A 26,619-nucleotide genomic window follows, 5' to 3' on the forward strand; every position below is an offset into this window, starting at 1 on the left:
AATCGGCCCGCTTCTTGCTTGAAACTGCCGAGACTGTTGTGATTATGACGGTTTCCGGTTTCGAGACACGAACGATGCAAGGGATGTTGAATGAGCAAGATTCTCGAACAAGATGAAGTTGATGCCCTGCTCCGGGGCCTTTCCGGAGGGGATGTCGAGACCGAAGCGGAGTTGCCGGAAGACGATTCCGGCGTGGTTTCGTTCGACCTTGCCAACCAGGACAGGATCATCCGAGGCCGGATGCCCGTTCTGGAGATCGTCAACGACCGCTTTGCCCGGCTCTGCACCAACGCGCTCGCCAACACCATGCGCAAGCGCGTGGACATCAACCCCATCTCCATCGACATGTCCAAATTCGGGGACTTCATGCGCTCATTGCCCGTCCCCACGTCCATCTCCATCTTCAAAATGGACCCGCTTCGGGGCAACGCCCTGCTCGTTGTCGACTCCCGTCTCGTTTTCGCACTGGTGGAAAACTTCTTCGGCGGTGCAGGCAGTCAGCCCAAGGTCGAAGGCCGCGACTTCACGCCAATCGAGCAGGCCATCGTCGAAAAGGTCGTCATGATCGCCCTCAACAACATGGAGGAATCGTGGCAACCGGTCCATGAAGTGCACATCGAGATGGTCCGTACTGAGGTCAACCCCCAGTTCGCGGCGATTGTACCGCCTTCCGACGTGGTCATTGTCATCACCTTCGAGGTGGAACTGGAAAACGCCATAGGCTCGCTTATCGTCTGCCTGCCCTATGCCACGATGGAGCCGATTCGCTCCAAGCTGCACGCATCCTTCCAGTCCGAACGCCTTGAAGTCGACCATGTCTGGATCAACCGCTTCAAGGAACGCCTCATGGAGACGCCCGTGGAAATGGTTGTCCGGCTCGGCAGGTCCACCATCACCGGTCGCCAGCTGCTCAATCTCGAAATCGGCGACATCATGCTGCTGGATACCGACGAGGACAATCTGCTCGAAGCCGAAGTGGAAGGCGTCAAGAAATTTCACGGTCATCCGGGACGCGTCAAAGGCAACAAGGCTTTCCGGGTTGCCCGCGAGGAAGAACTCAGGTTCTGAGTCAATCCGTCAGACTGCAAAGAAGAAAGGCCGCTTACGCGGCCTTTGTTTCGATTACGGTTGAAGGCTGTTGAGCCTGTCTTCAAGCTTTCGCTTTTCCTTTTGAAGTACTTCCTCGTTCAGCTCTTCCGGCTCAATTCGATACGGCTCGGCAGCACGGAGCCTGACTCTTGAAAACGGGTATGGAACCTGAAAACGGTCCCATGATTTTTCAAAGACGTATCGGTTGTCACAGAAAGCCCTCAGAGGGAAAATGACAGCCTCGGCCCTGTGAGCGAGAAAAATGGGGCCGTCCTTGGACTCATGCCTTGGACCGCGCGGCCCATCGACAGTGAAGACAGCGACCCGGTTCTCGCGCTGCATGAGCCTCTTGGCATGTAACAGCGCACGCACGCCGCCTCGGGAACTGGACCCGCGTGCCGTGGCATGTCCCATCCGTTCCAGCACCCGTGAAATAACTTCACCATCCTTGCTCTGGCTGACGAAGAGCACATAGTTGATGGTGTTCAGGTATGTGCAGCCAGTAAGGGGAAATATTTCATCATGCCAGCCAGCTACAACAGTAGGGATACCTTGCCGCTGCAAGTCGGCAAGCTGATCGAGATACTCAAGACCGTCGTAACGCATGGACCGACACCAGAAGCGGTGAAGATGATACAAGAGCGGCGAGAGTGAAGTAGGACCAATGGGGATTTTCATGATGTTTCCTTTCAGCCGAGTTTTTATCCCTGTCATGCCCGCAACGCAAGTCCATTTCAAAATAGATACTGTCTATCGCTCGCCCCTAAAAGCCACTGCATTTATCGATTTGACCATGGTAGTTCGTTGTGATTGATTGATTTTTCAAGGAGAAATCACCATGTCCGATATCATACTCGAGTGTCACGGTCTGCCCTGCCCCCAACCGGTTCTGCGGTGCAAGAAAGTCATTGAGGAGTCTGCCCCTGCGGCGCTCAAGGCGATTGTGGACAACGAGGCGGCAAAAGACAACGTCTCGCGGTTCCTTACCGTCAAAGGCTACTCCGTTGAGATCGAGAAAGATGAAAACAGCTACACGTTACGGGCCACCAAGGACGAAACGTGCGAGGAATGCGAGATCATGACGGACAAGGCCATCGCTTCTGTCGCGGATGCTCCGGTAAAACAGAAGATCACCGTCTTCATCGGCAGTGATGTCATAGGCACCGGCGACAATGAGCTCGGCGGAAAGCTGATGCTCAACTTCCTCGCCACCCTTCCCGAGATCGGTGACGAGCTTTGGCGAATCGTGATGGTAAACGGCGCGGTCAAGCTTGCCTGCGAAGGCAACCCGTGCCTCGAAAAGCTGCAGGAGTTGGAAGCCTCAGGAGTCACCTTGCTTGTCTGCGGCACCTGTCTTGATCATTTCGGACTATTTGGCGACAAGCAGGCCGGAGAAACCACCAACATGCTCGACGTGGTCACCAGCCTGCAACTTGCCAACAAGGTTATCCGTCCCTAGTGAACTCGGCGGTCCGGTAAAACGGGCCGCCTTTTCAAAACACTTGCCCTCCCGCCCGGAACCGGGCACTTTGCGCCCATGAGCGCCGACAATTCCATCAGACTCAATAAGTTTCTGGCCATGAACGGTATCGCCTCCAGACGGGGCGCGGACGAACTCGTCTTCAACGGGCGGGTAACGGTCAACGGCTCTGTCGCCGATTCTCCGGGCATCAAGGTTGATCCTGCCAAAGACGCGGTCCTCTTCGACGGCAAAGCAGTGGGGACGCCTCCCGAAGACTCGGTGACGGTCATGCTCCATAAGCCGACACAGGTCGTAACCACTGTCTCCGACCCTGAAGGACGCACCACTGTCATGGATTTGCTGCCGGAATCATTCCGCAAGCAGCGGCTGTTCCCTGTCGGCAGACTCGACTTTTTCTCTGAGGGCCTACTTCTGCTCACCACGGACGGCGAGCTCTGCCACCGCCTGACGCACCCGAGCTACCATCTGCCCAAGGTTTACGCCGTAACCGTCAGGGGCCTCGCGCCCGGCGAGGCCATTGATACCATGAAAAAGGGCATGACCCTCAAGGAAGGGGAAAAGCTCGCGCCGGTGCAGGTCCGGGTCCGGCCGCCCAGAGACGGCAAGCAGACGCTCATCCTCACGCTGCATCAGGGCATAAACCGACAGATCAGACGCATGTTCCGCGATCTGGATCTGACCATTCTTCGCCTCAAGCGCGTTCGTCAGGGCCCGCTTGAACTCGGCAGCCTGCCAAGCGGCAAGTGGCAAAAAGTAAGCGGCGCAGAGCTGGAATCGCTCCGCGCCGCCGTGGGTCTTTCCTGATTCGTCAATTTGCCTAGTACCCGGCGGTGTTGTCCTCCACCACCACGTTTTCCGGCGGTGTAAACTCGAACATTTCCGGCGAGATACTCTTGCCGGTGGTCACGTCGTTCAGCATGACGTCGTTGCCGTTGCCCATGAAATCCACGATGAGCACGCGCTTAAGGAGCGCGGTTTCCGGGTCCACGCCGATATAGGCCTGCACCATGCCCGGTTCAGGCTCCTTGGGGGTGAGCTGCAGGATGGTAAGGTCGTCGCCCCACTCCTTGCGCACCTCGTCATCGCCGATCCATTCGGTCTTGACGATGAAGTCCTCGCGCAGGTTGGCCTGTCCGGAGATGAACCGAAGGATGGTCTTGGAGTCCAGAAGCCCTTCAATACTATACTTGAAGGCCGTAAGATCGTCCTCGAAGTAATCCCACGCATAATCCTTCCCGATCACCAGCAGCTCCTTTTCCGGCTCCACGGTAACCCAGCGCACAAGCGAGGGCTGTTGATACCAGATGTCTCCGGTACGGGTCTCGGACTGCTGGCTGGCCGCGTTGGTCAGCACCTGCACAAAGGTCCCCTGAAAGGTCTTCAGATTGTCGTAGCGCGTCTGAATGCGGTCCGTGATGTCCTGTGAAGCAAACGCAGGGAGCGCCCACAACATGATAATCATCACGATCATGAAGGTTGATGCCTTGATATTATTGCGATTCATATAATGCTCCTTTACTCGGGCTTAATGACTTTGCGCGGCTTGCTGCCTTCCTGCGGACCAAGAAGGCCGTCCATTTCCATCTGCTCGATGTACCGGGCGGCGCGGTTGAACCCTATGCGGAAACGCCGCTGAATGAGCGAAATGGACGCCTTGCCCTGTTCAAGCACGAACTGTACCGCTTCGTCGTAAACCGGGTCACCGGAATTTCCACCGTCGAAAGAGCCGTTGCCGCCGGAGTCCTGACCCCATTCATTGAAGTCGAGCTCGAACTCCTGCGGCTCCCGCTTCTTCCAGAACTCCACCACGTGCGCAATTTCCGTCTCGTCAACGAACGCTCCGTGCATTCGTTTGAGCTTGGCCCCGGAAGGCTTGAAGAGCATGTCACCACGCCCAAGCAGCCGCTCCGCGCCCACGTTGTCCAAAATGGTCCGGGAGTCGAATTTGGACGTCACCGAGAATGAGATGCGCGTCGGGAAGTTGGCCTTGATGAGGCCGGTAACGACGTCGACGCTGGGCCGCTGGGTTGCCAGCACCAGATGAATGCCCGCTGCACGGGCAAGCTGCGCCAGTCGGACGATGGACTGCTCCACATCCTTGGCCGCGGTCATCATGAGGTCGGCAAGCTCGTCGATGATGATGACAAGATACGGCATGGGCTTGAGGTTTTCCGTGCCTTCCGGCCGGTTTTCCCCGAGGCCTGCGAGCTTGGTATTGTAACTTTCGATGTTGCGTACGCCAAGTCGGGCCATGCTCTCATAGCGGCAGTCCATCTCGTAGACTGCCCACTCCAGTGCGCTCTTGGCCAACGACATTTCAGTGACAACGGGATGCACGAGATGCGGCAGGTCGGCATAGGGAGCAAGCTCAATACGCTTCGGGTCAACAAGCAGAAGCTTCAGCTGGTCCGGGCCGGCTTTGTAAAGCAGACTGAGCAGGAAACAGTTGATCCCGACGCTCTTCCCCGCCCCCGTGGCCCCGGCAACAAGCAGGTGCGGCATCTTGGCAAGGTCCGCGACCTTGACTTCGCCGTGAATGTCCTTGCCGAGCGCCAGCGTGAGCAGGGAGTTGCTCTTCTCAAATTCTGGAGACTCGAAGACCTCACGCAGGTACACGGTCTGGCGGTTGTCGTTGGGAATCTCGATGCCCACGGTGTCCTTGCCCGGAATGGGCGCCTCGATACGCACGGACATGGCCTTGAGCGCCAACGCAATGTCATCGGTCAGGTTTTCGATCTTGCTGACCTTGATGCCCGGCGCAGGCTTGAACTCGAACATGGTCACGACCGGTCCGGGCACCACACGCTGCACCTCGCCCTGTACGTTGAAATCGGCAAGGCAGGCGGTCAAGCGTTCGCCCTGCGCGTCAAGCGCGGCCCTGTCCACCTTGACGACACTTTCGGGCGGTTCGGTAAGAAGCTCATTGCCGGGAAGCTCGTCGCCGCCTGCATCCTTGCGCGGGATGGGTTTGGTTGCCTGAGCAGGCTTGGCCTTGGCTTTCGGCTTGGGTTCGGTCTTCGGTGAAGCGGCAGGCTTCTTTGCTACCGGTTTATCAAGGGCAAAAGGTGGGGCGTCTTCCTCGAACACATCCTCAAGGATATCATCCTGCTCCTCAACCTCTTCCTCTTTCTGTCGCTGTTTCGCCAGCTTGCGGGCCTGCATGCGTTCGCGCTGCTCTGCTGCACGCTCGCGCGCCGCTTCAATACCGGCAGCTGCCAATCCTGCGGCAAGCAGCATGAGCTTTTTCCAGCTGAAACCGATGACCATCTGCAAGGAGACAAGCATCAAAAAAAGCCAGATGATGAAGCTACCGGCCGGGCTGAGCCATTTGAGGACCACGCCGCTTATGAGTGCCCTGCCAACATATCCTGCCCCGATAAAGCCGTAAGCATCGGCAGGGACGTCAAAAAGCCAGATGGCAAGCCCACCCGAGGAAAGCGATGAACAGTCCGAACACGCCGACCCACTGCACCGGGCGTATCCTGATCCGCTTCACAAAACGGCAGGCTCCCATATAAAGAAACAGCAGAGGCCAGAACCAGGCTCCTGCACCAAAGATATCGACCAGAAAACCGGCAGCGTATGAACCGACAACCCCGGCAAGATTGCTAACATTCTTGGGCGTTACAGCCTGATTGAAGCTCGGGTCGCCGGGATCGAAGCTGACAAGGGATATGATAAGAAACGCGGCCAGGGCGATGAGAAAGAGACCGCGCATTTCGCGGCCGTGGCCTTTCTCTTCCTTCCTGCCTTTGGATGCGTTTACTCGGGCCATCTAGTACTCCGTTCTCAATGAAATGGGCCGCGGAACGCTACTGTTCCACGGCCCTTGTATCCGATCATCACGCATGATCGCAAGTCCGACGGTTACTCCCGACCAAGATAGTCATTGGAACGGGTGTCGATCTTGACCTTGTCGCCCACGTTGATGAAGAGCGGGACCAGCACGTTTTTGCCGGTTTCCAGAACTGCGGGCTTCGTGGCACCCGATACGCGGTCGCCTGAATGCCGGGGTCAGTCTCGGCCACTTCCAGAATCACGGATGCCGGAAGATCCACGCCGATGAGCTGCCCGTTGTAGAGCAGCACCTTCACGGTGTCGCCCTCCTTTATGTAGCCGCCCTTGTCGCCCACGGCATCTGTCGGAACATGAAGCTGATCGTAATCTTCAAGGTTCATGAAGACGAAATCCTCGCCGTCCTTGTACAGGAACTGCATGTCCTGATGGGACATGTCGGGCTTCTTGACCTTTTCACCGGAGCGGAAGGTCTTGTCTATGACCTGGCCTGTCATAAGCTGACGAAGCTTGGTGCGCATGACCGCGCCGCCTTTTCCGGGCTTATGGTGCTGATGCTGGATGATTTCGTACGGCTTGCCGTCAAGCTCGATCTTGAGCCCGTTTTTGAAGTCGGTGGTGGAGTACATACGCTCTCCGGTATGGACATTTGCTGCCCCTCTGGGGCGTTGACGATTCAGTGGGTCCTCTAGCGGGAAATATGGTCCAGTAGCGCCTGAACCGCCATGGCATAGCTCATAATGCCGAATCCGGCAATAACTCCGATGCAGCTTGCGCCCATAAGACTCTGCTGCCGGAGCGGCTGGTCGGTGCGCGCCCAAATGTTGCTCAGGTGCACTTCCACGCACGGCACTTCGATCCAAGCGAGACAATCGGCGATGGCAAGGCTTGTATGCGTGTATGCCCCGGCATTGAAGGCGATTCCGGCAACGCCATCCTCACGGGCCTTCTCAAGCCTGTCAATCAGCGCGCCCTCGGAATTGGCCTGAAAGTATTCGAGTTCAATGGATTCGGCCCTGTCACCCATGCTTTTGGCAAGGATGTCACCAAGGTCTTCCATGCTCTCTGTGCCGTAAATCTCGGGCTGGCGTTTGCCGATATGCCCAAGGTTTGGCCCGTTTAGAATGAGAATCTTATGTTTTTCCATGATGCGCTCCCCTGTTCGGCGCTTGACTCCGGTCACTGAAAAGGCGACATAGCACCCGGCAATGCAGCCGAAACAACCAGTACGTTATGAACCGATATCTTGAATTAGTCAAAACCGTCTACGAAATCGGCCAGCTCGAACCTGAGGATGAACCGCAGGTCGCGCTCGCCGGACGCTCCAACGTGGGCAAATCGTCGCTCATCAACTGCCTTGCGGGCCGCAAGAAGCTGGCGAAGATCAGCTCCAAGCCCGGCAAGACCCGCAGCCTGAACTATTACAGGGTCCATCCCGAGGAATACTATCTCGTGGACCTGCCGGGGTACGGCTACGCCAAGACCTCCAAGGCGGAGCGGGCCAAATGGGGCAAGCTCATCGAGGCGTTCATCAACGACAACAAACAGTTGAAGGCCGTCGCCGTACTGCTCGACGCTCGCCTGACACCGCAGAAGATCGACGTTGAGCTGGTCTCCTATCTCAAACAGATGGGGATTCCGGTCATCCCGGTGCTGACCAAGTCGGACAAATGCAAGCAGCGCGAACGTGCCAAGGTCCAGAACCAGTGGGCCGACCTGCTCCACGGGGGCAAGAAGCCGCTCTTTTTCTCCAGCAAGACGGGCATGAACCGCGACAGGCTGCTGGACATGCTGGCCGAATACGCCGCTGGATAATCAGCGAACTGCCGGCCTGCCTGTCCGAAACACGACGAACCAGCCCAGAATCCATTCCCTGATGCGTCTATCGGAAGCCCACGCCAGCCGAGCGCAGGAAAGCGTCCCGAACACCCCGTTGGCGAGCCATGCCCCGACAATGGGCGGCACAATGCCCTCCTGCCCCGCCGAAAGGCTACCATGTATACCCCGTAGAAAATGAACACTCCGATGAGGGCCAAACCAACACCCAGGTAGGCCTTCTCGGTAAAAGTCGTGACCGCAAGGCCAAGAACCGCCATCACCAGCAGCGCGAAAGAGTAAGCCCAGCGCGCATGCCATGCGGTCTCCAGCACTTCGACGTTGGAGCCGGACTCCTTCAGTTCCTTGATGACTCTGGTCAGTTCCCAGAGCGGCAACTGCCCTTTGTCACTGGTGTCCACGGCCATGAACGATCGAAGGTTTTGACGCACGGAAAGGAAGCGGGATTTCTGCTCAGTTGAACGATACGTACGCACGTCCAGCTCGCTCACCTCAAGCAGCCCCCAGCCGTTTTCGTCCACCAGCGCCTTCGAGGCGGTCAAAATACGTATAAGCCTGTCCGTGTCAGGGGCAAGTTCATAGACCGTAATACCTGTGGCGCGGCTTCGGGATGGCCAAGCGTTGTCCGCATGAACGATGAACGGCCCGTCGCGGAACCAGACGTTTTTGACCTTGAGCTCATCCAGTTCCCGCTTGCGCACCTCTTCCTTCCATATCCGGTGGGTCTCCATCTGTCCGAACATACCGACATACTGTGAAAATCCGAACTGAAGAACGCTCCAGAGAAGGCCGTAGGCAACAAAAAACCAGAAAAACCACGCCGGAGATACGCCTCCGGCCCGAAGGGCCATGAGTTCGCGCGCCTTGGCCATGCCACACATCTGAACAACGACGGAAAGCAGGAACACGGCCGGAAGAATCTGTGAGATGATCATGGGGATCTTCACGGCAAAGTAGTAGAGAATCGACCCCGCGCCCAGCCCTGCATCCAGAAAATCATCAAGCCGATCAAAGGCATCAATCAGCAGATAGATGCCAATGCCCACCACAAGGCAGGAAAAAAGCAGCAGCAGGTTCTGCCGCGCAATATACTTGGAGAGAACGCCAAGCCCAATGCTCATGCCGCAGCCTGCCCTGTTCTGCGGTGAAGAATACGCTCAATGAGAAGCGGCACCCGTTCCTTGTTGGTAAAATGCAGCAGGCTGCCCGAGACCGCAGCGAAGAGGATGTTCGGCGACCATAGCAGCACCCACGGGATGAAGACGCCGGATTCGCCAAGACTCGTGCCAAAGGAAAACATGGTGTAGTAGACAAGAAAAAGCCCGAGCGAGAGGAAGAGTCCATACTGTTGCTTGAGGCCCCGGAAAATACAGGCAACGGGCATGGCGAACATGCCGAGCACAAAGCAGGCGAACGGCAGGCTGTATCGCTTGGCAAGCTCGGTTTTCGCCTTCTGCCAGTCCTTCATGCGCCCCTCGAAGTATTGCTGGGGATTGTCCACAAGCTCATGGAGCCTCGCGACGGACTGTTCGCTTATCTTGTTCTTGTCCATGTAGAATTTTCCAAGAAGCATAACCAGCGGGATGCGCACCGTGTAGTTCTTGAAGCTCAGCACGTTCAGCTCGCCCTGTCCTCGGCGGTAGATCCGGCCGTTACGGAAGTAGACCTCCATGGTCCCTTGGGACGGGTCGGTAGTGATCCTGCCATACGGAGCCATGATGACCACCGGAGCGTCTTTCACCGTTGTGTCGCGGACAAAGAGGTCCATGAGCTCGCCCGACGCCGGATTGGTGTTCTTGGCGAAAAAGGTAAGGTTTGGAAAATCCTGATTGAATACGCCGGGCTGGATGGCGAATCGGGATTTGGTGCGCGCAAAATGCACGACCGTCTCCCGGAAGTTCTGCATGCCCCATGAAATGCCGTGGAACGCGATGAAATACGTTGCCAGCGAACAGGCGATACAAAAAAAGATTACGGGCGGCGTCAACCGGTACAGGCTGACACCTCCGGCTCGTAACGCCGTGAGTTCGTTGTCGGAACTCATGCGCAGAAAGGTCAGGAACACGCTGAGCATGGTCGCGATTGGCGCGATGAGCAGCATGAAATACGGGCTCATGTAGAAGAACAGCTGGAGCAGGTCCAGAATGCCCAGTTCATGCCCGAGCAGCAGCTCACGCAACTGGATCATCCGCCCCATGAGCAGGATGCCGAGAAGCGTGCTCACGCTCAGGAAGAACGTCAGCGCCAGTTCCTTTGCTATCAGACGGTAAGCGAGCTTCACCGTTGGAAATCAGTCCTGTTCTTTAAAAAAACGGATGAGGAATTCCACGTCCGCCGGTCCGAGATTGAACCGCATGGCCGCTTCTTCGATGAGCGCTTCCAGCGGCTTTTCCGAGGTTTCCTTTGCCTCGCAAATCCATTTGATGGCCTTCTTCGCCAATTCGCTTTTAGGCATGATTGTCGCCATGTATTCCTCCTGCCGCCGGATGGCGGTCTGAGCAAGGAGTACACCACCTGCGAGGGGCTTGCAAGAACGGACACCATAGGATACCCCTTCGGAATCCTGCGCCTTACGGCGTGATAATCAGCAGCACGGATTGATCATGGCACACTGGTATGTAGCGGTAGTTCTCGGTATAGTCGAGGGACTTACGGAATTTCTCCCTGTTTCAAGCACCGGCCATCTGATCATCGCCGGACATCTGCTCGACTTCACCGGACCCAAGGCTGAAACCTTCGACATCGTCATCCAGCTCGGTGCCATCCTCGCGGTGGTCCAGCTCTACTGGCGCAACTTCCTCGGCCTGCTCAAACACGACCCGAACCATGCGTTTTCCGGATTCAGAGGCATCAAGCTCCTCGTGCTGACCTCAATCCCGGCCTCCCTGCTCGGCCTTGCGGCTCACGGGTATATCAAACAGTATCTTTTCGGCCCCACCACCGTTGCTTGGGCGCTCGGCGTTGGCGCGGTGCTCATATTCATCGTGGAAGCCATGCCCAAGCGCGTCCGTACGACAAACCTCGACCAGATTACGCCCATGCTGGCCCTCGGCATAGGCATGTTCCAGTGTCTCGCGCTCTGGCCGGGCTTCTCGCGCTCGGCTGCGACCATCATGGGTGGCATGATCCTCGGGGCGGAGCGCAAGACCGCAGCCGAATACTCGTTCATTGCAGCAGTGCCCATCATGTTCGCAGCGACCGGCTATGACTTCCTGAAGAACTATTCCCTGTTCGGCACGGAAGACCTGCTTTTTCTCGGCATCGGCTTCCTCGTCTCGTTTGTTTCGGCATGGCTGGCAATAAAGAGCTTCATTTTCCTGCTAGGCAGGATGACCCTTCGCCCCTTTGCGGTCTACAGGATTGGACTGGCCGCGTTGGTGCTGCTTTTTCTTGGCGGGGCGCAATAAGTCGCACACGGCGATTTCAACCGGATTTTCGGTGCATTGAAAAAAATGAACGAAACCTTTACTTTTTGCTTGCCAAGATGATTGAGACACGCTAAATACTGCCCCGCTTCGACGCACAAATGTGGCGGGGTAGCTCAGTTGGTCAGAGCATGCGGCTCATATCCGCAGAGTCGGAGGTTCAAGTCCTCTCCCCGCTACCACATGAATGTACGGCCCGCTCCGGCGGGCCTTTTTCTTTTCCATCGCGGCGACGGTCGCAGTGTCGAAAATACGGATGACTTCCCTTGCCAAAAGACTACGGGTAGTTATATAGGAGTCATCCGTCACACGGTTCTTTGAAATGGGGGCGCACTGGTTTCGACGGGGATGAGTGAAGCCGAGGTTGCAGGTCGAGGTTGGTCGATGGCCTCGTAAAAATCGACCGCACACACAAGTGCCAACAATGACTACGAATACGCAATGGCTGCTTAATTGCAGAGTTGCAACTGATCGCATTTGACGATCACGATTCATTCGCCGACGCCTCATAAGCGAATCGAATCGTCAATTCATGGGGCTAGCATCAAACGTTTGCCGTTCGCCTTTGATGCGAAACTCTTAGGCCGGCTAGTTCGGCGGCCGTACGGGTCGGGACAACCCGCCGGGCGAACGATTATTCCGATCCTAAACCTGTAGACGCCTCGAGTGGAGCATTCTCGGACGGGGGTTCGATTCCCCCGCCTCCACCAGAAAGTACCCCACCCATTTCAAAAAAAAGGCCCGCACCGTAACGGTGCGGGCCTTTTCTTATTCTTCTAGACAAGTCTCTCACAGCCGATCCACAAGCAGCCAGAAGACGAATGCGCCAATGAACAGTCGCACCACATGGCCAATGTGGAAATGGTATCCGGTCGGCACCAGAAACATGGCCGCCACGGAGAGTACAAAAACGATCAGTATGATCTTGCGCCAAATATTCAGGCGCAGCAGGTCGAGCTTCATCTATTCCCCGCCTTCAGAGGGTTCGGTCAGCTTTTCAAGCAGGTCCACCGCTCCCGAGGGGTCAACGGACACGCTACCGGAAACCGAGCTCTTGGACGTCTTCTTGGTGTAGGAGCCATCCTTACCCCAGGATTCGCTGGAGTGGGAAGAGCCGCCCATCTTGGTGGTGCCTTCCACCGGCTTGATGCCCGAGGCCGCAGCCTTGAGCGCGCCGAATGCGGCGGCACGTTCGTTGACAGGAGCCACATCCGGCTGGCCAGACGTCACCTGATGCGGGTAGCCGATGCGCCAGTCGTTGCGGTTTTCACGGTATGCCGGATACTTGCCGCTCATGCGCTTGCCGCTCTTGTCCGCAATAACCTTGAACGTGCGCACAGGCACGCCGTCCATCATCTGAGCAGGCTCCGGAACAATGTGAAAGTGCCAGCCGTTGCTCGGGCTGGTCCAGCCCATGCCCTCGCCGGATTTGCCCTTCTCAAGCACGCGGTCGAGCATTTCACGGTCAAACGTGCTCATGGTGGCGATCACATCGCCGCCGCTGGGAGAATTTGCTGTGGCACCCTGCGCACTGGAAGCGTCGTCGACCTGCTTGGTGGCCGCAGCCTGCTGCTGGGGTGCCGAAGAGGCGTCAATGCCACCCACGGGCATAAGCTTGATCTTCACGGTTCCCGGCGTCAACGTGTAGGCCTTGCCGGATTCCTTGTCATATTCAAGCTGGTTCACGCCGGATTGAAGGCCCATTGAGTCGTTTTTGAAAAAGTCGGCGTCGCTTACACCGCTGCTCACGGCGTTGAGCATGGCCGATTCCGCCTGATAGACACGCTTGATGGTCACATCTTCCTGCCGATAGCCCTGCTTGGTGATGGTCAGGATGTGGTCCTGATTACGAGGCAGATCGAGCGTGGTGGGAGTGGTTCCCGAGGGAGTTCCGTCAACGAGGACATCGGCTCCCATGGGGTCGGTCGAGACGGGAATTGACTGTTTGTACACCTGCGCCTGACATCCGCCCATGAAGACGGCAACACAGACGACAAGCAACGCTATACGTTTCATTGCTCCTCCTTTGAATGAGCGCAAGGGATACCAAATCGGCTGGAAAAAAAGAAGTATAAAGGCCACCCGGAGGCGGCCTGTTTCACTACTGTTTCTTACTCTTCTTCGAGGAGCCCTTCTTCTTGTCTTCAGAGCTTTTATTGAAGTCCCGGAGACCTTCTCCCAGTTCGCGGAGCCGATCATCAACCTTCCGGAACACCGAATTGGCGGTATACTTGCCCGTCTTGCCTCGGGTGCCAGCCTTGATACCGGTAAGCAGTTCGATGCCTTCTTCAATGGTTTTCACAGCCCACACATTGAAGTCGCCGTTCTTCACGGCGTCCACAACCTCCTGTCGAAGCATGAGATCCTTGACGTTGGCCTCGGGGATCATAACCCCCTGTTCTCCGTTCAGGCCCGCATGCTTACAGCAAAGATAGAACCCTTCGATCTTCTGGTTTACACCGCCGATTGGCTGCACCTCGCCGCGCTGGTTCACGGAACCGGTCACGGCAATGCCTTGCTTGAGAGGAACGTCTGCCAGACTGGAGAGCAAGGCGTACAGTTCGGTCGATGAAGCCGAATCTCCGTCTATCCCGCCATAGTTCTGCTCAAAGGCAAGACTGGCGGAGAGGCTGATGGGTTTGTCCTTGGCGAATTGATCTCGCAGGTATCCGGAAAGGATGAGCACACCCTTGTTATGCGTCGGGCCCGACATGTCGGCCTCGCGTTCGATGTTGATTATGCCGGCCTTGCCCATGCCGGTGGTGGCGGTGATTCTGGAGGGCTTGCCAAAGGAGTAGTCACCGAGTGAGTACACCGCCAGTCCGTTGACCTGCCCCACCTTGTCACCTTCCGTATCCACGAAGATGCTGCCGCGATCGATCATCTCCTGAATCCGTTCTTCGATTTGGTTGGAACGATAGATCCGTGCATCGAGGGCTTTGTCCACATGCTCGGCCGAGACGACCTCCGAACCGGCTTCCCCGGCATAATGGTCGGCCTCGGCAAGCAGGTCGGAGATGATGGAAAACGAGGTGGAGAGTTTTTCCTGCCTTCCTGCCATGCGGATGGAATGCTCCAGAATGGCAGCCACGCCGGAACTGTCGAACGGCTTGAAACCGAACTTGTCCACTTCGCCACGCACGAAACGGGCGACTTCGAGCAGCGCATCGTCGTCGCGGTCCATACTTGACTCATAATCGGCTCGGACCTTGAATATCTTGGCCATGTCCTCATCGTAGTAACGCAGCAAGTGGTACAACCGGGAATCGGCAAGCACCACCACCTTCACCCGCATGTCGATGGATTCCGGCTTCAGACCGGTAGCGGTTATGAAGTAGTATGGATCATAGGTCTCGATCTCGATCTTTTCGGTCTTCAGGGAACGCTTGAGCGTGGGCCATACGCCGGGTTCCATGATGGCGTCCAACAGATTGAGGACAAGATAGCCCCCGTTGGCCTTAACGAAGCTCCCTGCCGTGATCTTGGTGAAATCGGTATGCCATCCTCCCTGCCGGTCCATAACGCGGTCCACGCTGCCAAACAGGTTCCTGTAGGTCGGATACGTTTCAATTATTATCGGCGGTCCTTCCTGCTCGGCATTGTCCACCAGCAGATTCACGGAATACGGATGCAGCACCGCCTCCGCGCTGACGCCCGGCATCATCATGCCGGGCATGGGTCCCTGCTGGGCCTTGCCGATGGATTTGATGGCCTCAAGATTCTCGACCATGTCGTCAAGCACGGAATCTAGGTAATGCCCGACCTTCTCATCGGGAAACTCCTCACGGACCGGCGAAACGTACTCCTCGGCGGCATTCAGAAAAACAAGCCTGTCCACTTCGTCGTGCTTCTTATTGGCTTCCTTATTCAGGTCCCTGATTTCCTGAACAATGTGGTCCACTTCTTCCTTTATTTTTTCCCGGAGTTCCTTCAGGCGCTCGTACTCATCCCTCGGAAACCGGCCGTTCTCGACCATTTCTTCAAGCTGAATCATTCGCTTCGGCTCATCGTCAACAAGCGGCACGATGTCCGGCCGCTGGAACGGCCCCATCTGCATGCGAACCATGACGAGGCCGGTGTCTTTCACCTTGTCCTCGATCTCCTTGTAGAAGGACATGACCTTTTTCTCGTGCGCTTCATGGATTTCATTTTTGCGCTGGATGTATTCCTCACTCTCAAAGAGCTGCGGCACCTCGCGCTTGATGGCATCAAGGAACTCCTGCATGGCCTTCTTAAATGCGCTGCCGCGTCCGGCATCAAACCGCAGCAGGACCGGCTCATCATTCTTCTTGAAATTATTGACGTAACACAGGTCGCTCGGGGTCTCCTGCTCGCCATTGAGGTCCTTGAGCAGCTTGCGCACGGTGGCCATGCGCCCGGTTCCCGGTTCGCCGGTGACAAAGATGTTGTACCCCTTGCGCTTCATGCCCATGCCGAAGCGAAAGGCCTCTACGCCACGTTTCTGGCCGATGATGGTTTCAAGCGGCTCAAGGTCATCAGTGCTCTTGAAGGACAACCCCTTCTCATCGATGCGAAGCCTCAGCTTTTCAACGGGAATGGTCGGTGTCTTCTTGCGTGGAGCCATCTATCACTCTCCTCATCTTCTTTCGATGTGTACGTTTCTGACCACAGGACAGGCGCACTTGGGCATTGAAACCTCAAGGATTCCCTTGTCGAACCGTGCCTCGACATCATCCGGCAGTATTCTGCACGGCAGACGCAACTCCTTGCGGAATGTATTGCGCCGCAAGGCATTACCGGAAACCTCAACGCTGCGACCCTGTATGATGATGGTGCGCTCGGTCACCTGAAGGCGCAGGCTGTCGGCGTCCATTGAGTCCGGAATTTCAAGTCTGGCAATGAGGCGGTCACCGTCGTCGATATAAGCGGTCGGCTCTCTTGCGTTCCGCGCCGATGGCAACGCAAAGTCGGCACAGAAATCCTCAAACAGTCTGTCCAGATTGCTTTTCAGTTTCGAGATCTCTTTCTGACTCCATATCTTCAAGTCAGGCATTGTGAGCTTCCTCCTGTATCGCTGGTGTCCGGTTGAAAAGACACTACCGAACAAACTACCAAATTCGATGCAAAGAACAAGCGGACAGACCGATTTAATCCACTCGAAGTAGAAACAAAAAAGGCCCGCGCCAGATGGCGCGGGCCTTGAAATTCAGTAAACAGGTTTAAATCACAACCACTTGAAGATATTGCCAAGGGCCAGACCGGCAAAACCGATGGAAACGAGCCAGAAAGGCCGGATGAGGTCTTCGAGGGCGGGAATGGACATGACGTCGAGTTGAATGAGGATACCCACCAGACCGCAGAGTACGGCGAGCATCCAGGTTACGATGTTCGGGCTGTTCATGGTCATCAGATTAATCCTTGCGTTACGGTGTGGCCTTCAAACAAGTAGGTTCGGCAAAGATATCATGCGCTTCGCCTTCAGGCAACGGTCTGGCGAAGAGGTACCCCTGACCGTAATCACACTGCAATGAATTGAGAAGGTCTCGCTGTGCGGGCGTCTCGATGCCCTCAGCCACCACACTGAGCCGCAAGGCGTGCGCAAGATTGATGATTGCCCGGACAATTTCGATGCTGTCGGGGTCACGATCCAACCGTTGTACGAAGCTGAGATCGACCTTGAGTTGATCGAGCGGGAACTTCTGAAGATAGCTCATGGAAGAATACCCGGTGCCAAAGTCGTCAATGGACAGCATTATTCCGAGGTCCTTGAGCGCCCGAAGCTTCTTGATGGAGTCCATGACGTCAAGCATGACGACGGTCTCCGTGATTTCAAGCTTCAACCTCCGGGGAGATATGCCTGTGCTGGCAATGGTTTCGGCAACCATTGGCACAAGTGAGGACTCCCGGAACTGCCGGGCCGAGATGTTCACGGATAAAAAAAAGTCGTTATCGTTGGGGCAGCCGTTCATCCATTTCTTGAACGTCGTACAGGCTTTTCTGAGAATCCACTCGCCCATTTCCACGATGATCCCGGACTCTTCGGCAATGGGAATGAATTCACCGGGACTGACAAGGCCGCGCCCGGGATGTTGCCAGCGCACGAGCACTTCGAATCCGGACACCACCCGATCGCGCAAATTGACGAGCGGCTGGAAGTGGAGCAGGAACTGCTCCTCACGAAGCGCACGCCGCAGGTCTTTTTCCAGCGTGAGCATCCGGACGGCCTGTTCCTTCATGGTATCGGCAAATGTCTGGTACTGATCCTTGCCGCCCTCCTTGGACTTGTACATGGCAATGTGAGCGCTGTGCAGTATGTCCTCGGAGGACTCCTCCGTGGTCCCGTCCGAAATGACCACGCCGAGACTGGCCGAAAGCCGAATCTCCTCTCCACCTATCAAAAACGGTTGCCTCAGTGCCGCGACAACCTTATTTGCGACGCTTTCCACGACATCAGGCGAATCGATCTCCTCAAGAAGAAGAACAAACTCATCGCCTCCGAACCGGCCGACACTGTCGAGATCGCCCACCAGCCCCAGCAAACGGGAGGCGACTTCACTCAGAAGTTTGTCCCCTGCCACATGACCAAGCGATTCGTTGACAACCTTGAAGCGGTCGAGATCAAGGAGGATCACTCCGAAATACTTGCCCAAATGCCTTGAACGACGTTGGGCTCTGCTGACCCGTTCCATGCAAAGCGACCGGTTTGGCAGCCCGGTCATGGGGTCATGCAGCGAAAGGTGATGCATCCGCTCCTTGAGTTCCTTGCGTTCGGTGACATCCCTGAGACTGACGCGGTTGCCGAGCCACTTGTCATCCTCAACGACTTTCCGCTTCACGGCATTGACCCAGCGAATGCGTGCGCTGCTGTTGTAAATTCTGAAGTCGATGGTTTCATCATCATCCCCGGAATCAGCCACCAGAAACTCCCGCCAAAGAGGCAGGTCGTCGGGATGGATGATAGATTCCATCAGGCGGGGATCATTCATGAACCGTTCCCGGGAATATCCGCTTATGCGTTCGGAGGCCGGGCTGACGTAGAGCATGTCCCCTTCCGGGCCGAACCAGCTCTCCCAGTCGTAGTTGTAATCGGCCACAATACGGTAACGGCGTTCGGATTCCTCAAGAGCCTCTCGGGAGTCCTGCAGCTTGCGCACGACCTGACCAAGTTTATCCGCCGCTTTTTGCAGACTCTTTCGCTGGACCTGAAGCTCTACGAACGTCCGGACCTTGCTGCGAAGCACCTCCGGCTCGACCGGCTTGAACAGGTAGTCCACCGCACCCAGTTCGTAGCCGCGGAAAATGTGATCCTGTTCCTTGTTGATGGCAGTAACGAAGATGATCGGCGTGTTGCGGGTTTCCGGCTTTTCGCGCAGCCGTTCCGCACACTCGAATCCGTCCATGCCGGGCATCATGACATCCAGCAGGATCAGAGCGAAATCGCGACCGGCCGAAACCCTGAGGGCCTCCTCGCCCGAAGAGGCCGTGATGAAGTTCAGGTCAAACTGCTTCAGGATTCCCTTCAGCAACTTGATGTTGATCGGCTCGTCGTCGACCAGGAGAATGTCTGTTTGACTATGCATATACCTTTCAACTTATTCAACGACCTATTTCAAGTACACTACCCGCACAGGATGTCTTTAAAACATTATAACTACGGATCGACTGAAAAAACCACCTTTGATTTGATTGTATCACATGAATTGACAAGCGCATTTCTGGGTATATAATGAATTGATTCCATTTTAAGGAGACCCAATAATGACTTTTGACCGCGATAAATTCATGGAAACACTTGATGAGCACCATGAATGGCCCTGTCCCTTCATTTTCAAATTTATAATGCCCACCGAAAGCCTGCCAGTCTTCGAAGAGCGTTTTCCCGAGACCGAGTACTCGCTGAAAGAATCCAAAAGCGGAAAATACACCAGCGTGACCATGGAGCCTCACGTCTGCTCGGCCGAAGAAGTTGTCAAAGTGTATGAAAAAGCAGCCGACATTCCCGGCATCATGTCTCTCTGATTAATTCAGACTAAAAAAGTATATTATTATCCCTCGAACGGGTGGACAACAGGTTCGGCGAGACTTACCAAGTGTACTTACGGGGCAGATACTCCCCAACAAAAACTTGATTCATCCGAAACGCTCAGGAGCAGCCCATGTGGGAATACACTGAAAAGGTTAAGGACCACTTCCTCAACCCCAGAAACACCGGTTCCATCGATGACGCCGACGGCATTGGCGAAGTAGGCTCACTTGCCTGCGGCGATGCATTGAAGCTCTTCCTCAAGGTAAACGATAAGGAAGTCATTGAAGACGCGAAGTTCCAGACGTTCGGCTGCGCCAGCGCCATCGCCTCCAGCTCCGCCCTGACCGAAATGATCATCGGCATGACCGTGGCCGAGGCAGAAGCGCTTACCAACAAGGACATCGCCGAATACCTCGGCGGTCTCCCCCGCGAAAAGATGCACTGTTCCGTCATGGGACAGGAAGCCCTTGAGCAGGCCATCAAGAACTATCGCGGCGAGGCCGGAACCGTTGCCGAACACTCCCATGACGGCGAACTCATCTGCGAGTGCTTCGGCATCTTCGACGAGGAGATTCTCCGGGCCATCAAGGAGAACGACCTCAAGACCGTGGAAGACGTGACAAACTTCACCAAGGCGGGCGGCGGCTGCGGCAAGTGCATCCCCGACCTTGAGGAGTTGTTGGCACAGGCACACGGCGAAAAGGCCGCCTGCGATGTTCCCAAGCAGGACGATCCGCCTGCGGCAGGCATGACCAATCTCCAGCGCATGCGCCTCATTGAGCAGGTCATCGACGAGGAAATCCGCCCCATGCTGCAAAAGGACGGCGGCAACATCCAGCTCATCGACGTTGATCGCACCACGGTCTACGTCCGTCTGCTCGGCATGTGCGCCGGGTGCCCCTCCAGTCAGGCCACCCTGAAGGGGCTGGTGGAAGCCCGTCTGCAGGAAAAGGTCGATCCCGAAATTACCATTCAGGAGGGCTAGCATGGATACTATTTATATGGACAACAACGCCACCACCAAGGTGGACCCGGCAGTCCTTGAAGAGATGCTGCCCTATTTCACCGAGCAGTACGGCAACCCCTCCAGCATGCACCGCTTCGGCGGTCAGGTGGGCGGCAAGATCACCGAGGCGAGAGAACGTGTGGCCGCCCTGCTCGGCTGCGATGCCCGCGAGGTTATCTTCACGGCCTGCGGCACCGAGTCCGACAATACAGCCATCCGCTCGGCCCTTGCCGCGCAGCCGGACAAGAAGCACATCATCACCAGCCGCGTGGAACATCCGGCCATCCTGAGCCTGTGCAAGCATCTGGAAAAACGCGAAGGGTACGATGTCACCATCCTGAACGTGGATACGGAAGGCAACCTTGACCTTGACGAGCTCAACAAGGCCATCCGCGACGATACGGCCATCGTGTCCATCATGTGGGCCAACAACGAGACCGGCGTTATCTTTCCCGTTGAGAAAATCGGCGAAATCTGCCGCGACCGTGGTGTGATCTTTCACACCGACGCAGTTCAGGCCGTGGGCAAAATCCCCATGAACCTCAAGGAGCTGCCCATCGACATGCTCTCCCTTTCCGGGCACAAGCTGCACGCGCCCAAGGGCGTCGGCGCGCTTTACGTGCGCAAGGCGCTTCCCTACAGGCCGTTCATCATCGGCGGCCATCAGGAAAAGGGACGCCGCGCCGGAACGGAAAACACCACCGGCATCATCGCCCTCGGCAAGGCCTGCGACGTGGCGCTCCAGCATATCGACGACGAAAACACCCGCGTCAAAGCGCTCAGGGACAAGCTCGAATCCGGCCTCATGAGCGCCATCCCCGACGCCAAGCTAAACGGTGATAAGGATCACCGCCTGCCCAATACCACCAACATCTCGTTCGGGTACGTGGAAGGCGAAGCCATCCTGCTGATGATCGACCAGCTCGGCATATGCGCCAGTTCCGGCTCGGCCTGCACCTCGGGCAGCCTTGAACCGTCCCACGTCCTGCGGGCCATGGGCGTGCCGTTCACCTTTGCGCACGGCTCCATCCGCTTCAGCCTCAGCCGGTTCAACACGGAAGAGGAAGTGGACTACGTCGTTGAAAATCTTCCCAAGATCATCGAGAACCTTCGCAAGATATCGCCGTTTTCCGCTCAGGACTCCGGCCCCGCATGCACCCCGAGGAGCACGGAATGAACATCTACGACAACATGACCGAGCTTGTGGGCAGAACGCCGCTCGTCAAGCTCAATAAACTGAGCGCGGGCCTGCCCGCCACCGTTGTGGCCAAACTCGAATTCTACAACCCCTGCGGCTCGGTAAAGGACCGCATCGGGCTGAACATGATTGATGCGGCCATTGAGCGTGGCATCATTGATGAGAAGGCCATCATCGTGGAGCCGACCAGCGGAAATACCGGCATAGGGCTGGCCTTCACCTGCGCGGTGAAAGGGATGCGCTGCATTCTGACCATGCCTGAATCCATGAGCATGGAACGGCGCAAGCTGCTGAAAGGCTTCGGCGCCGAACTGGTACTGACCCCCGCCAGCACGGGCATGAAAGGCGCTATTGAGAAAGCGCACGAACTTGTCGACGAAATCGACAATGCGTTCATGCCCATGCAGTTCGAAAACGAATTCAACCCTGACATCCATCGCCGTACCACGGCCGAGGAAATCTGGGACGACACGGACGGACAGGTGGACATTTTCGTGGCCGGAGTCGGCACCGGTGGTACCATCACCGGCGTCGGCGAAGTGCTGAAGCAGCGAAAGCCCGGCGTGAAGGCGGTTGCCGTTGAACCAGCAGCCTCTCCAGTCCTTTCCGGCGGCGAAGCAGGACCGCACCCCATTCAGGGAATTGGGGCCGGATTCGTTCCCAAGGCGCTGAACACAGACATTTATGACGAAGTAATCGCCATGGACAACCAGACCGCCTTTGATACCGCCAAACGGCTCATCGCTGAAGAGGGCATCCTCTGCGGCATCTCCTCTGGCGGTAACTGCGCGGCTGCGCTTGAACTGGCCTCACGCAAGGAAAACGAAGGCAAACTCATCGTATTCATTGTCTGCGACACCGGGGAACGCTACCTGAGCACCCCGCTCTTTGAAGATTAGGAGCCAGCCTGCCATGTCCGAACCCTCTTCTCTCGACCTCGTGGTCAAAAAGCTCTGTGACAACGGGCACTCCATCGCTTCGCGTCGCTTCTCGGGCGACGCCCCGATGCCGTCGGTGGACACCCTTTCCGAAATCGTCGAGGACCTCCGATCCGTCCTGTTCCCCGGCTACTATGGCCGTTCGGAAATCACACCCGAAACGCTCCCCTACTACGTCGGCTCCACTCTTGACCGGGTGGAACGCCAGTTGGCGGATCAGATCAACAGGGGTTACTGTTTTGTCTGTGACCGGGAAGGCAAGGAGCTGTGCAAGGACTGCGAGGAACGCTCGCGCCGCACGGCCCGGGAGTTCATCGCCAAGCTGCCCACCATCAGGGACATGCTCCTATCCGACGTGGAGGCAGCCTACGACGGCGACCCCGCCGCCAAGACGCACGGCGAGACCATCTTCTGCTACCCGTCCATCAGGCGCTCACCAACCATCGCATCGCCCATGAACTGCACCGGTTCGGCGTGGACATCATTCCCCGAATCATCAGCGAAATGGCTCACTCCGACACGGGAATCGACATCCATCCCGGCGCGACCATCGGCAAACGGTTCTTCATCGACCACGGCACAGGGACCGTCATCGGCGAGACCTGCATCATCGGAGAGAACGTCCGGATTTATCAGGGTGTGACCCTCGGCGCGAAATCCTTTCCCAAAGGAGAGGGCGAGCAACTGGTCAAGGGCCTGCCCCGGCATCCCATCGTGGAAGATGGTGCCATCGTCTACGCAGGCGCGACCATCCTCGGGCGCGTCACCATCGGCGCAGGCGCGGTCATCGGCGGGAATGTCTGGATCACTCGAGACGTCCCCGCAGGGGCATCGGTGGTTCAATCGCGGGCCATGCACTACGCCTTTGAGAATGGCGGCGGCATCTAGATTTACCACCATATTCAATGAATAAACGCTGCCCGGAACTCCGGACAGGCGTTTTTTTTTGCCATATCTATCAGCTAAGCGAGGACTCGCTCGATCTCCTGAATAAGCGCTTCCTTATCCACTGGCTTGGCAATGTACCCGTTCATACCAGCCTTGAAAAATTCCTCGCGGTCACCCTTCATGGCGTGTGCTGTCATGGCGATGATTGGAATGACGTTGTTCAGGACGCCACTTGATTCGTCGCGGATGATCCGCGTCGCTGTCATTCCGTCCATGACCGGCATCTGGATGTCCATGAGCACACAATCGTACCGCTCCTCCTCGAGACGGGAAACGGCTTCCTGACCGTCAACCGCCACGACCACGGAGTAGCCTTCCTTCTCAAGAAGCCTCTTGGCCATGAAGCTGTTGACACGCTCGTCTTCCACCAAAAGGATTCTCGTGCCATCGCTTGCGCTGGCCTGACGCGAACCTTCTTCCTTGCGTTCTTCCACTTCCTTTTCAACCGCGGAACGGTGTGCGGGCTTGACGTTGACCGAGAAAAACACCTCGGTTCCCTTGCCTTCCTCACTGGAAATACAAATCCCGCCGCCCATGAGCGTAACAAGGTGACGGACGATGCCGAGGCCCAGTCCGGTCCCCTGAAAACGCCTCGAATACGAACCGTCGACCTGCGAAAAAGCCCGGAAGACAAGATCCAGCATGGAATCGGGAATACCCATGCCCGTATCCCGCACACAGAAGAATATACGCGCAGAACCGTCCGGGGCACGGCGGCCGAGGGGATGGGCCTCAAACTCCACCGAACCGTTGGGGGTGAACTTCATGGCGTTGCCGATCAGGTTGAGAAGGATCTGACGCAGTCGCCCGGCATCGCCAACAAAGGTAGCCGGCAAGTCGGCACTTGACTGCCACCGAAGTTCAAGGCCTTTCTCCTTGGCCTGTTGACGGAAAACACTCTCAACATCCTGAAGCAGCTCCACCAAGTCGAAAACATCTTCATCAATTTCCAGCTTTCCTGCGTCAACCTTTGAGAAGTCGAGAATGTCGCTAAGCACCCGCAGCAGGCTCTTGCTTGAAGAAAGGGCGGTGTCCAAATACTCGCGCTGCTCGCTGTTAAGCGGTGTACTCCGAATGAGTTGCAGCATCCCCATCACGCCGTTGAGCGGAGTCCGGATTTCGTGAGACATGTTTGCCAGAAACTCGCCCTTGGCCGTATTCGCCGTCTCCGCAGCCTCCTTGGCCAGGATGACCTCCTGCTCCATGTTTTTTCTATCGGAGATATCCAGGGTCAGCAGGATGACAACTTTTCGTCCATCCACCCAGACGGTGGGCGCGGTCTTGTTCAGGTAATACCGGGAGGTCGATTCGTCGAAATCTTCCCAGCGATGGCTTCCGCCGCCCTGCTCCAGCAGACAGATGTCGTCCTTCCAGCGGGCGATGAGTTCCAGCGCACCCTTTTCCCCGTCCGCGAGCGAACGTATCTGGCGATTGAGAAAAAGCGGCTCGAGCGTGTCGGGGTCGATTATTGAAATACCGGCTTCGATGGAGTCGAGCGTATGATAAAGCGTGTCGTTCAAGCGCCTGAGATTATCCTCATCGCGCTTCCTGTCGGAGATGTCGGTCAGAAAAGCAAAGGATCGAAGCGGATTGCCGTCAGCAAGATCAAGCGTCGCGGCGTTTACGATGGCCTGCATGGCCGAACCGTCCTTGCGCCGAAAAGTCAGTTCGTAAACCCGATGCGGAATCTCGGGAATCTTGGAGACCTGCTCGTAAAAGAAATCAAGATCGACAGGATCGACGAACTCATCAAAGCGCCTTCCCTGCATCTCTTCCTCAGAATAGCCGAGCATTGTAAGCAGCGCTTCGTTGACCGCGATTGTTGTCTGATCCGCATCGGTGAGCCAATACCCTTCCGAAGTCGATTCGATCAGTTTCCTGTGAAGCATTTCGCTTTCCGCAAGGGCACACTCGGCCCTGCGCTGCTCCTCCAGTTGCCGTGCCAGCTCCCCGCGCTTCCACCGTAACTGCCGCCAGAAATAACCGGCTAGACCAGTCGCAAAGACAATCGCAAGCAAAACAAGTGAGATCGGAAGCCAACCGAACTCCTGCCCTTTCTTCCGCAAGCGCTGCGTAACAGAGGAGACACCGAACCACTTATTATAGATCTGGTCGTATTCGCCGGACTGCCGAATGATGCTCATGCCTTCATTCATGATGGTGAGCAGCATGGGATTGTTTTTGTTGACCGCAATACAGTATTGCCGGGGTTCGATAGGCGGCCCCACGGACTTGACGTTCTTAAGGCCGAATTGGTTGATGAAATAGTCGCCCTGCAGCCGGGCCAGCAAGGCGCAGTCGTGTTTTCCGGCCTCAAGCAGACGGAGCGCATCCTCCTGTGAAGCAACCGAAATGATTGCCCCTGCAATATCCCGGCTGATAAGATAATCGTGCATGATGTCACCCAACTGCACGATGACTCTTTTGCCGACTATATCCTTGAGACTCTTGATCTCCGAGTTTTTGTTAACAAAATGGCGTGAGAAACGATGATCTGCGGAGTGGTGAAATTGACCAGACGGCTGCGTGCCTTGGAGTAGTACATCCCTGTCAGGCCGTCGACCTTGCGTTCTTCTATCTGTTTTCTGACATGCCTCCATGCCTCCAGCTCAATTGTAACGTCAATGCCCATAACCCGCGAGATGGCACGGACGATGTCCACATTGAACCCGGCAGGATCACCGTCTTCATCAAGGTATTCATATGGAGGGTAGTTCATATCTCCTTTAAAGAGATATGAGTCGGAGCGGGCAATGGCGGGTGCGAGAAAAACTCCCCATGCCACCATTGCAATCGTCAGAAAAGCCACTTTGAAGCGCACGTTCGTTCCTGGGCTTAGATTTCAATCAAGTTTATACAATCAATCACAAATGTTGGTAAAAAGCAATTAGACTTCCGGTGTGAAGTATAATTG

General features: G+C 56.4%; 24 protein-coding genes, 1 tRNA gene, 1 other RNA gene and 3 pseudogenes. 12 read left to right on the forward strand and 17 right to left on the reverse strand.

Annotated features, from left to right (window positions below; translation table 11 throughout):
• The first annotated feature begins 90 nt into the window (after positions 1-90).
• Entirely contained in the window at positions 91-1,068 is a 978-nt protein-coding gene (gene fliM / locus JCM12178_RS01005; RefSeq protein WP_054648118.1) for a flagellar motor switch protein FliM, read from the forward strand.
• A 54-nt stretch (positions 1,069-1,122) separates the two neighbouring features.
• Here the strand turns inward: fliM and JCM12178_RS01010 are convergent, their stop codons facing one another.
• Positions 1,123-1,767 (reverse strand): lysophospholipid acyltransferase family protein, encoded by a 645-nt coding sequence (locus JCM12178_RS01010; protein ID WP_054648119.1) that lies wholly within the window; start codon positions 1,765-1,767, stop codon positions 1,123-1,125.
• Positions 1,768-1,927: 160 nt separating this feature from the next.
• On the opposite strand from JCM12178_RS01010, the gene yedF reads away from it, so the two are divergent.
• Together yedF and JCM12178_RS01020 are read left to right on the forward strand one after the other, a co-directional pair.
• The gene (gene yedF / locus JCM12178_RS01015; RefSeq protein WP_054648120.1) at positions 1,928-2,548 is read left to right on the forward strand and encodes a sulfurtransferase-like selenium metabolism protein YedF; all 621 of its coding nucleotides are present in this window, start codon (positions 1,928-1,930) and stop codon (positions 2,546-2,548) included.
• Between the two features lie 78 nt (positions 2,549-2,626).
• Positions 2,627-3,376, forward strand: coding sequence for a pseudouridine synthase (locus JCM12178_RS01020; protein ID WP_054648121.1), 750 nt, complete (start codon positions 2,627-2,629; stop codon positions 3,374-3,376).
• 13 nt (positions 3,377-3,389) lie between these two features.
• Here JCM12178_RS01020 and lolA read toward each other — a convergent pair whose 3' ends face one another.
• From lolA to JCM12178_RS01040, 5 genes and pseudogenes are all read right to left on the reverse strand, one after another.
• Entirely contained in the window at positions 3,390-4,076 is a 687-nt protein-coding gene (gene lolA / locus JCM12178_RS01025) for an outer membrane lipoprotein periplasmic chaperone LolA (protein WP_054648122.1), read from the reverse strand.
• 11 nt (positions 4,077-4,087) lie between these two features.
• Positions 4,088-5,950 (reverse strand): DNA translocase FtsK, encoded by a 1,863-nt coding sequence (locus tag JCM12178_RS01030; protein ID WP_439646675.1) that lies wholly within the window; start codon positions 5,948-5,950, stop codon positions 4,088-4,090.
• 25 nt (positions 5,951-5,975) lie between these two features.
• Positions 5,976-6,347: a DNA translocase FtsK 4TM domain-containing protein gene (locus JCM12178_RS21175; protein WP_439646674.1), complete on the reverse strand. Its 372-nt coding sequence runs from the start codon at positions 6,345-6,347 to the stop codon at positions 5,976-5,978.
• Positions 6,348-6,439: 92 nt separating this feature from the next.
• A pseudogene (efp, locus tag JCM12178_RS01035) lies at positions 6,440-6,996 on the reverse strand (elongation factor P).
• A gap of 59 nt (positions 6,997-7,055) precedes the next feature.
• Entirely contained in the window at positions 7,056-7,514 is a 459-nt protein-coding gene (locus tag JCM12178_RS01040; RefSeq protein WP_054648123.1) for a type II 3-dehydroquinate dehydratase, read from the reverse strand.
• Between the two features lie 86 nt (positions 7,515-7,600).
• Between JCM12178_RS01040 and yihA the strand changes: the two genes are divergently transcribed.
• On the forward strand, positions 7,601-8,182 hold the full coding sequence (gene yihA / locus JCM12178_RS01045; RefSeq protein WP_054648124.1) for a ribosome biogenesis GTP-binding protein YihA/YsxC: 582 nt from the start codon (positions 7,601-7,603) through the stop codon (positions 8,180-8,182).
• A gap of 215 nt (positions 8,183-8,397) precedes the next feature.
• Here yihA and JCM12178_RS19085 read toward each other — a convergent pair.
• From JCM12178_RS19085 to JCM12178_RS18535, 3 genes and pseudogenes are all read right to left on the reverse strand, one after another.
• Positions 8,398-9,324, reverse strand: a pseudogene (locus JCM12178_RS19085) (LptF/LptG family permease); the annotation flags it as partial.
• Positions 9,321-10,484, reverse strand: coding sequence for an LPS export ABC transporter permease LptF (lptF, locus tag JCM12178_RS01050; RefSeq protein WP_054648125.1), 1,164 nt, complete (start codon positions 10,482-10,484; stop codon positions 9,321-9,323). The pseudogene JCM12178_RS19085 and the gene lptF, both read right to left, overlap by 4 nt.
• Before the next feature lie 9 nt (positions 10,485-10,493).
• A complete protein-coding gene (locus JCM12178_RS18535; RefSeq protein ID WP_172677046.1) occupies positions 10,494-10,670 on the reverse strand; it encodes a hypothetical protein in 177 nt (58 codons plus the stop codon).
• A 136-nt stretch (positions 10,671-10,806) separates the two neighbouring features.
• Between JCM12178_RS18535 and JCM12178_RS01055 the strand changes: the two genes are divergently transcribed.
• From JCM12178_RS01055 to ssrA, 3 genes are all read left to right on the forward strand, one after another.
• Entirely contained in the window at positions 10,807-11,610 is an 804-nt protein-coding gene (locus JCM12178_RS01055; RefSeq protein WP_054648126.1) for an undecaprenyl-diphosphate phosphatase, read from the forward strand.
• 123 nt (positions 11,611-11,733) lie between these two features.
• A tRNA-Met gene (locus tag JCM12178_RS01060) sits at positions 11,734-11,810 on the forward strand.
• Positions 11,811-11,952: 142 nt separating this feature from the next.
• Positions 11,953-12,338, forward strand: a transfer-messenger RNA (tmRNA) gene (gene ssrA / locus JCM12178_RS17500).
• A gap of 79 nt (positions 12,339-12,417) precedes the next feature.
• On the opposite strand, the gene JCM12178_RS18540 is transcribed toward ssrA, so the two are convergent.
• The 6 genes from JCM12178_RS18540 to JCM12178_RS01085 form a co-directional block, all read right to left on the reverse strand.
• The gene (locus JCM12178_RS18540) at positions 12,418-12,591 is read right to left on the reverse strand and encodes a hypothetical protein (RefSeq protein WP_172677047.1); all 174 of its coding nucleotides are present in this window, start codon (positions 12,589-12,591) and stop codon (positions 12,418-12,420) included.
• Positions 12,592-13,644 carry a PEGA domain-containing protein gene (locus JCM12178_RS01065; protein WP_054648127.1) on the reverse strand — a complete coding sequence of 351 codons (1,053 nt, stop codon included), beginning with the start codon at positions 13,642-13,644 and terminating at the stop codon, positions 12,592-12,594.
• A gap of 85 nt (positions 13,645-13,729) precedes the next feature.
• Positions 13,730-16,213 carry a Lon protease family protein gene (locus tag JCM12178_RS01070; RefSeq protein ID WP_054648128.1) on the reverse strand — a complete coding sequence of 828 codons (2,484 nt, stop codon included), beginning with the start codon at positions 16,211-16,213 and terminating at the stop codon, positions 13,730-13,732.
• A gap of 12 nt (positions 16,214-16,225) precedes the next feature.
• Positions 16,226-16,642, reverse strand: coding sequence for an Hsp20/alpha crystallin family protein (locus tag JCM12178_RS01075; protein ID WP_054648129.1), 417 nt, complete (start codon positions 16,640-16,642; stop codon positions 16,226-16,228).
• 171 nt (positions 16,643-16,813) lie between these two features.
• Positions 16,814-16,996 carry a hypothetical protein gene (locus JCM12178_RS01080; RefSeq protein ID WP_054648130.1) on the reverse strand — a complete coding sequence of 61 codons (183 nt, stop codon included), beginning with the start codon at positions 16,994-16,996 and terminating at the stop codon, positions 16,814-16,816.
• Between the two features lie 16 nt (positions 16,997-17,012).
• Positions 17,013-19,169: a two-component system response regulator gene (locus JCM12178_RS01085; RefSeq protein ID WP_054648131.1), complete on the reverse strand. Its 2,157-nt coding sequence runs from the start codon at positions 19,167-19,169 to the stop codon at positions 17,013-17,015.
• Between the two features lie 178 nt (positions 19,170-19,347).
• Between JCM12178_RS01085 and JCM12178_RS01090 the strand changes: the two genes are divergently transcribed.
• From JCM12178_RS01090 to epsC, 5 genes and pseudogenes are all read left to right on the forward strand, one after another.
• On the forward strand, positions 19,348-19,608 hold the full coding sequence (locus JCM12178_RS01090; protein ID WP_054648132.1) for a DUF493 family protein: 261 nt from the start codon (positions 19,348-19,350) through the stop codon (positions 19,606-19,608).
• A gap of 137 nt (positions 19,609-19,745) precedes the next feature.
• A complete protein-coding gene (gene nifU, locus JCM12178_RS01095; RefSeq protein WP_054648133.1) occupies positions 19,746-20,600 on the forward strand; it encodes a Fe-S cluster assembly protein NifU in 855 nt (284 codons plus the stop codon).
• Position 20,601: 1 nt separating this feature from the next.
• Complete coding sequence (gene nifS, locus JCM12178_RS01100; protein WP_054648134.1) at positions 20,602-21,798, forward strand: cysteine desulfurase NifS; 1,197 nt, start codon at positions 20,602-20,604, stop codon at positions 21,796-21,798.
• On the forward strand, positions 21,795-22,718 hold the full coding sequence (gene cysK, locus JCM12178_RS01105) for a cysteine synthase A (protein ID WP_054648135.1): 924 nt from the start codon (positions 21,795-21,797) through the stop codon (positions 22,716-22,718). The genes nifS and cysK overlap by 4 nt, the downstream gene beginning before the upstream one ends.
• A gap of 13 nt (positions 22,719-22,731) precedes the next feature.
• Positions 22,732-23,645 (forward strand): annotated as a pseudogene (epsC, locus tag JCM12178_RS01110) (serine O-acetyltransferase EpsC).
• A 74-nt stretch (positions 23,646-23,719) separates the two neighbouring features.
• Here the strand turns inward: epsC and JCM12178_RS01115 are convergent.
• Positions 23,720-26,119, reverse strand: a complete 2,400-nt coding sequence (locus JCM12178_RS01115; protein ID WP_054648136.1) for a response regulator — start codon at positions 26,117-26,119, stop codon at positions 23,720-23,722.
• 17 nt (positions 26,120-26,136) lie between these two features.
• Complete coding sequence (locus JCM12178_RS21180; protein ID WP_054648137.1) at positions 26,137-26,526, reverse strand: transporter substrate-binding domain-containing protein; 390 nt, start codon at positions 26,524-26,526, stop codon at positions 26,137-26,139.
• Between the last annotated feature and the right edge of the window lie 93 nt (positions 26,527-26,619).

This window comes from Salidesulfovibrio brasiliensis JCM 12178 (assembly GCF_001311825.1).
Classification (GTDB): Bacteria; Desulfobacterota; Desulfovibrionia; order Desulfovibrionales; family Desulfovibrionaceae; genus Pseudodesulfovibrio; species Pseudodesulfovibrio brasiliensis.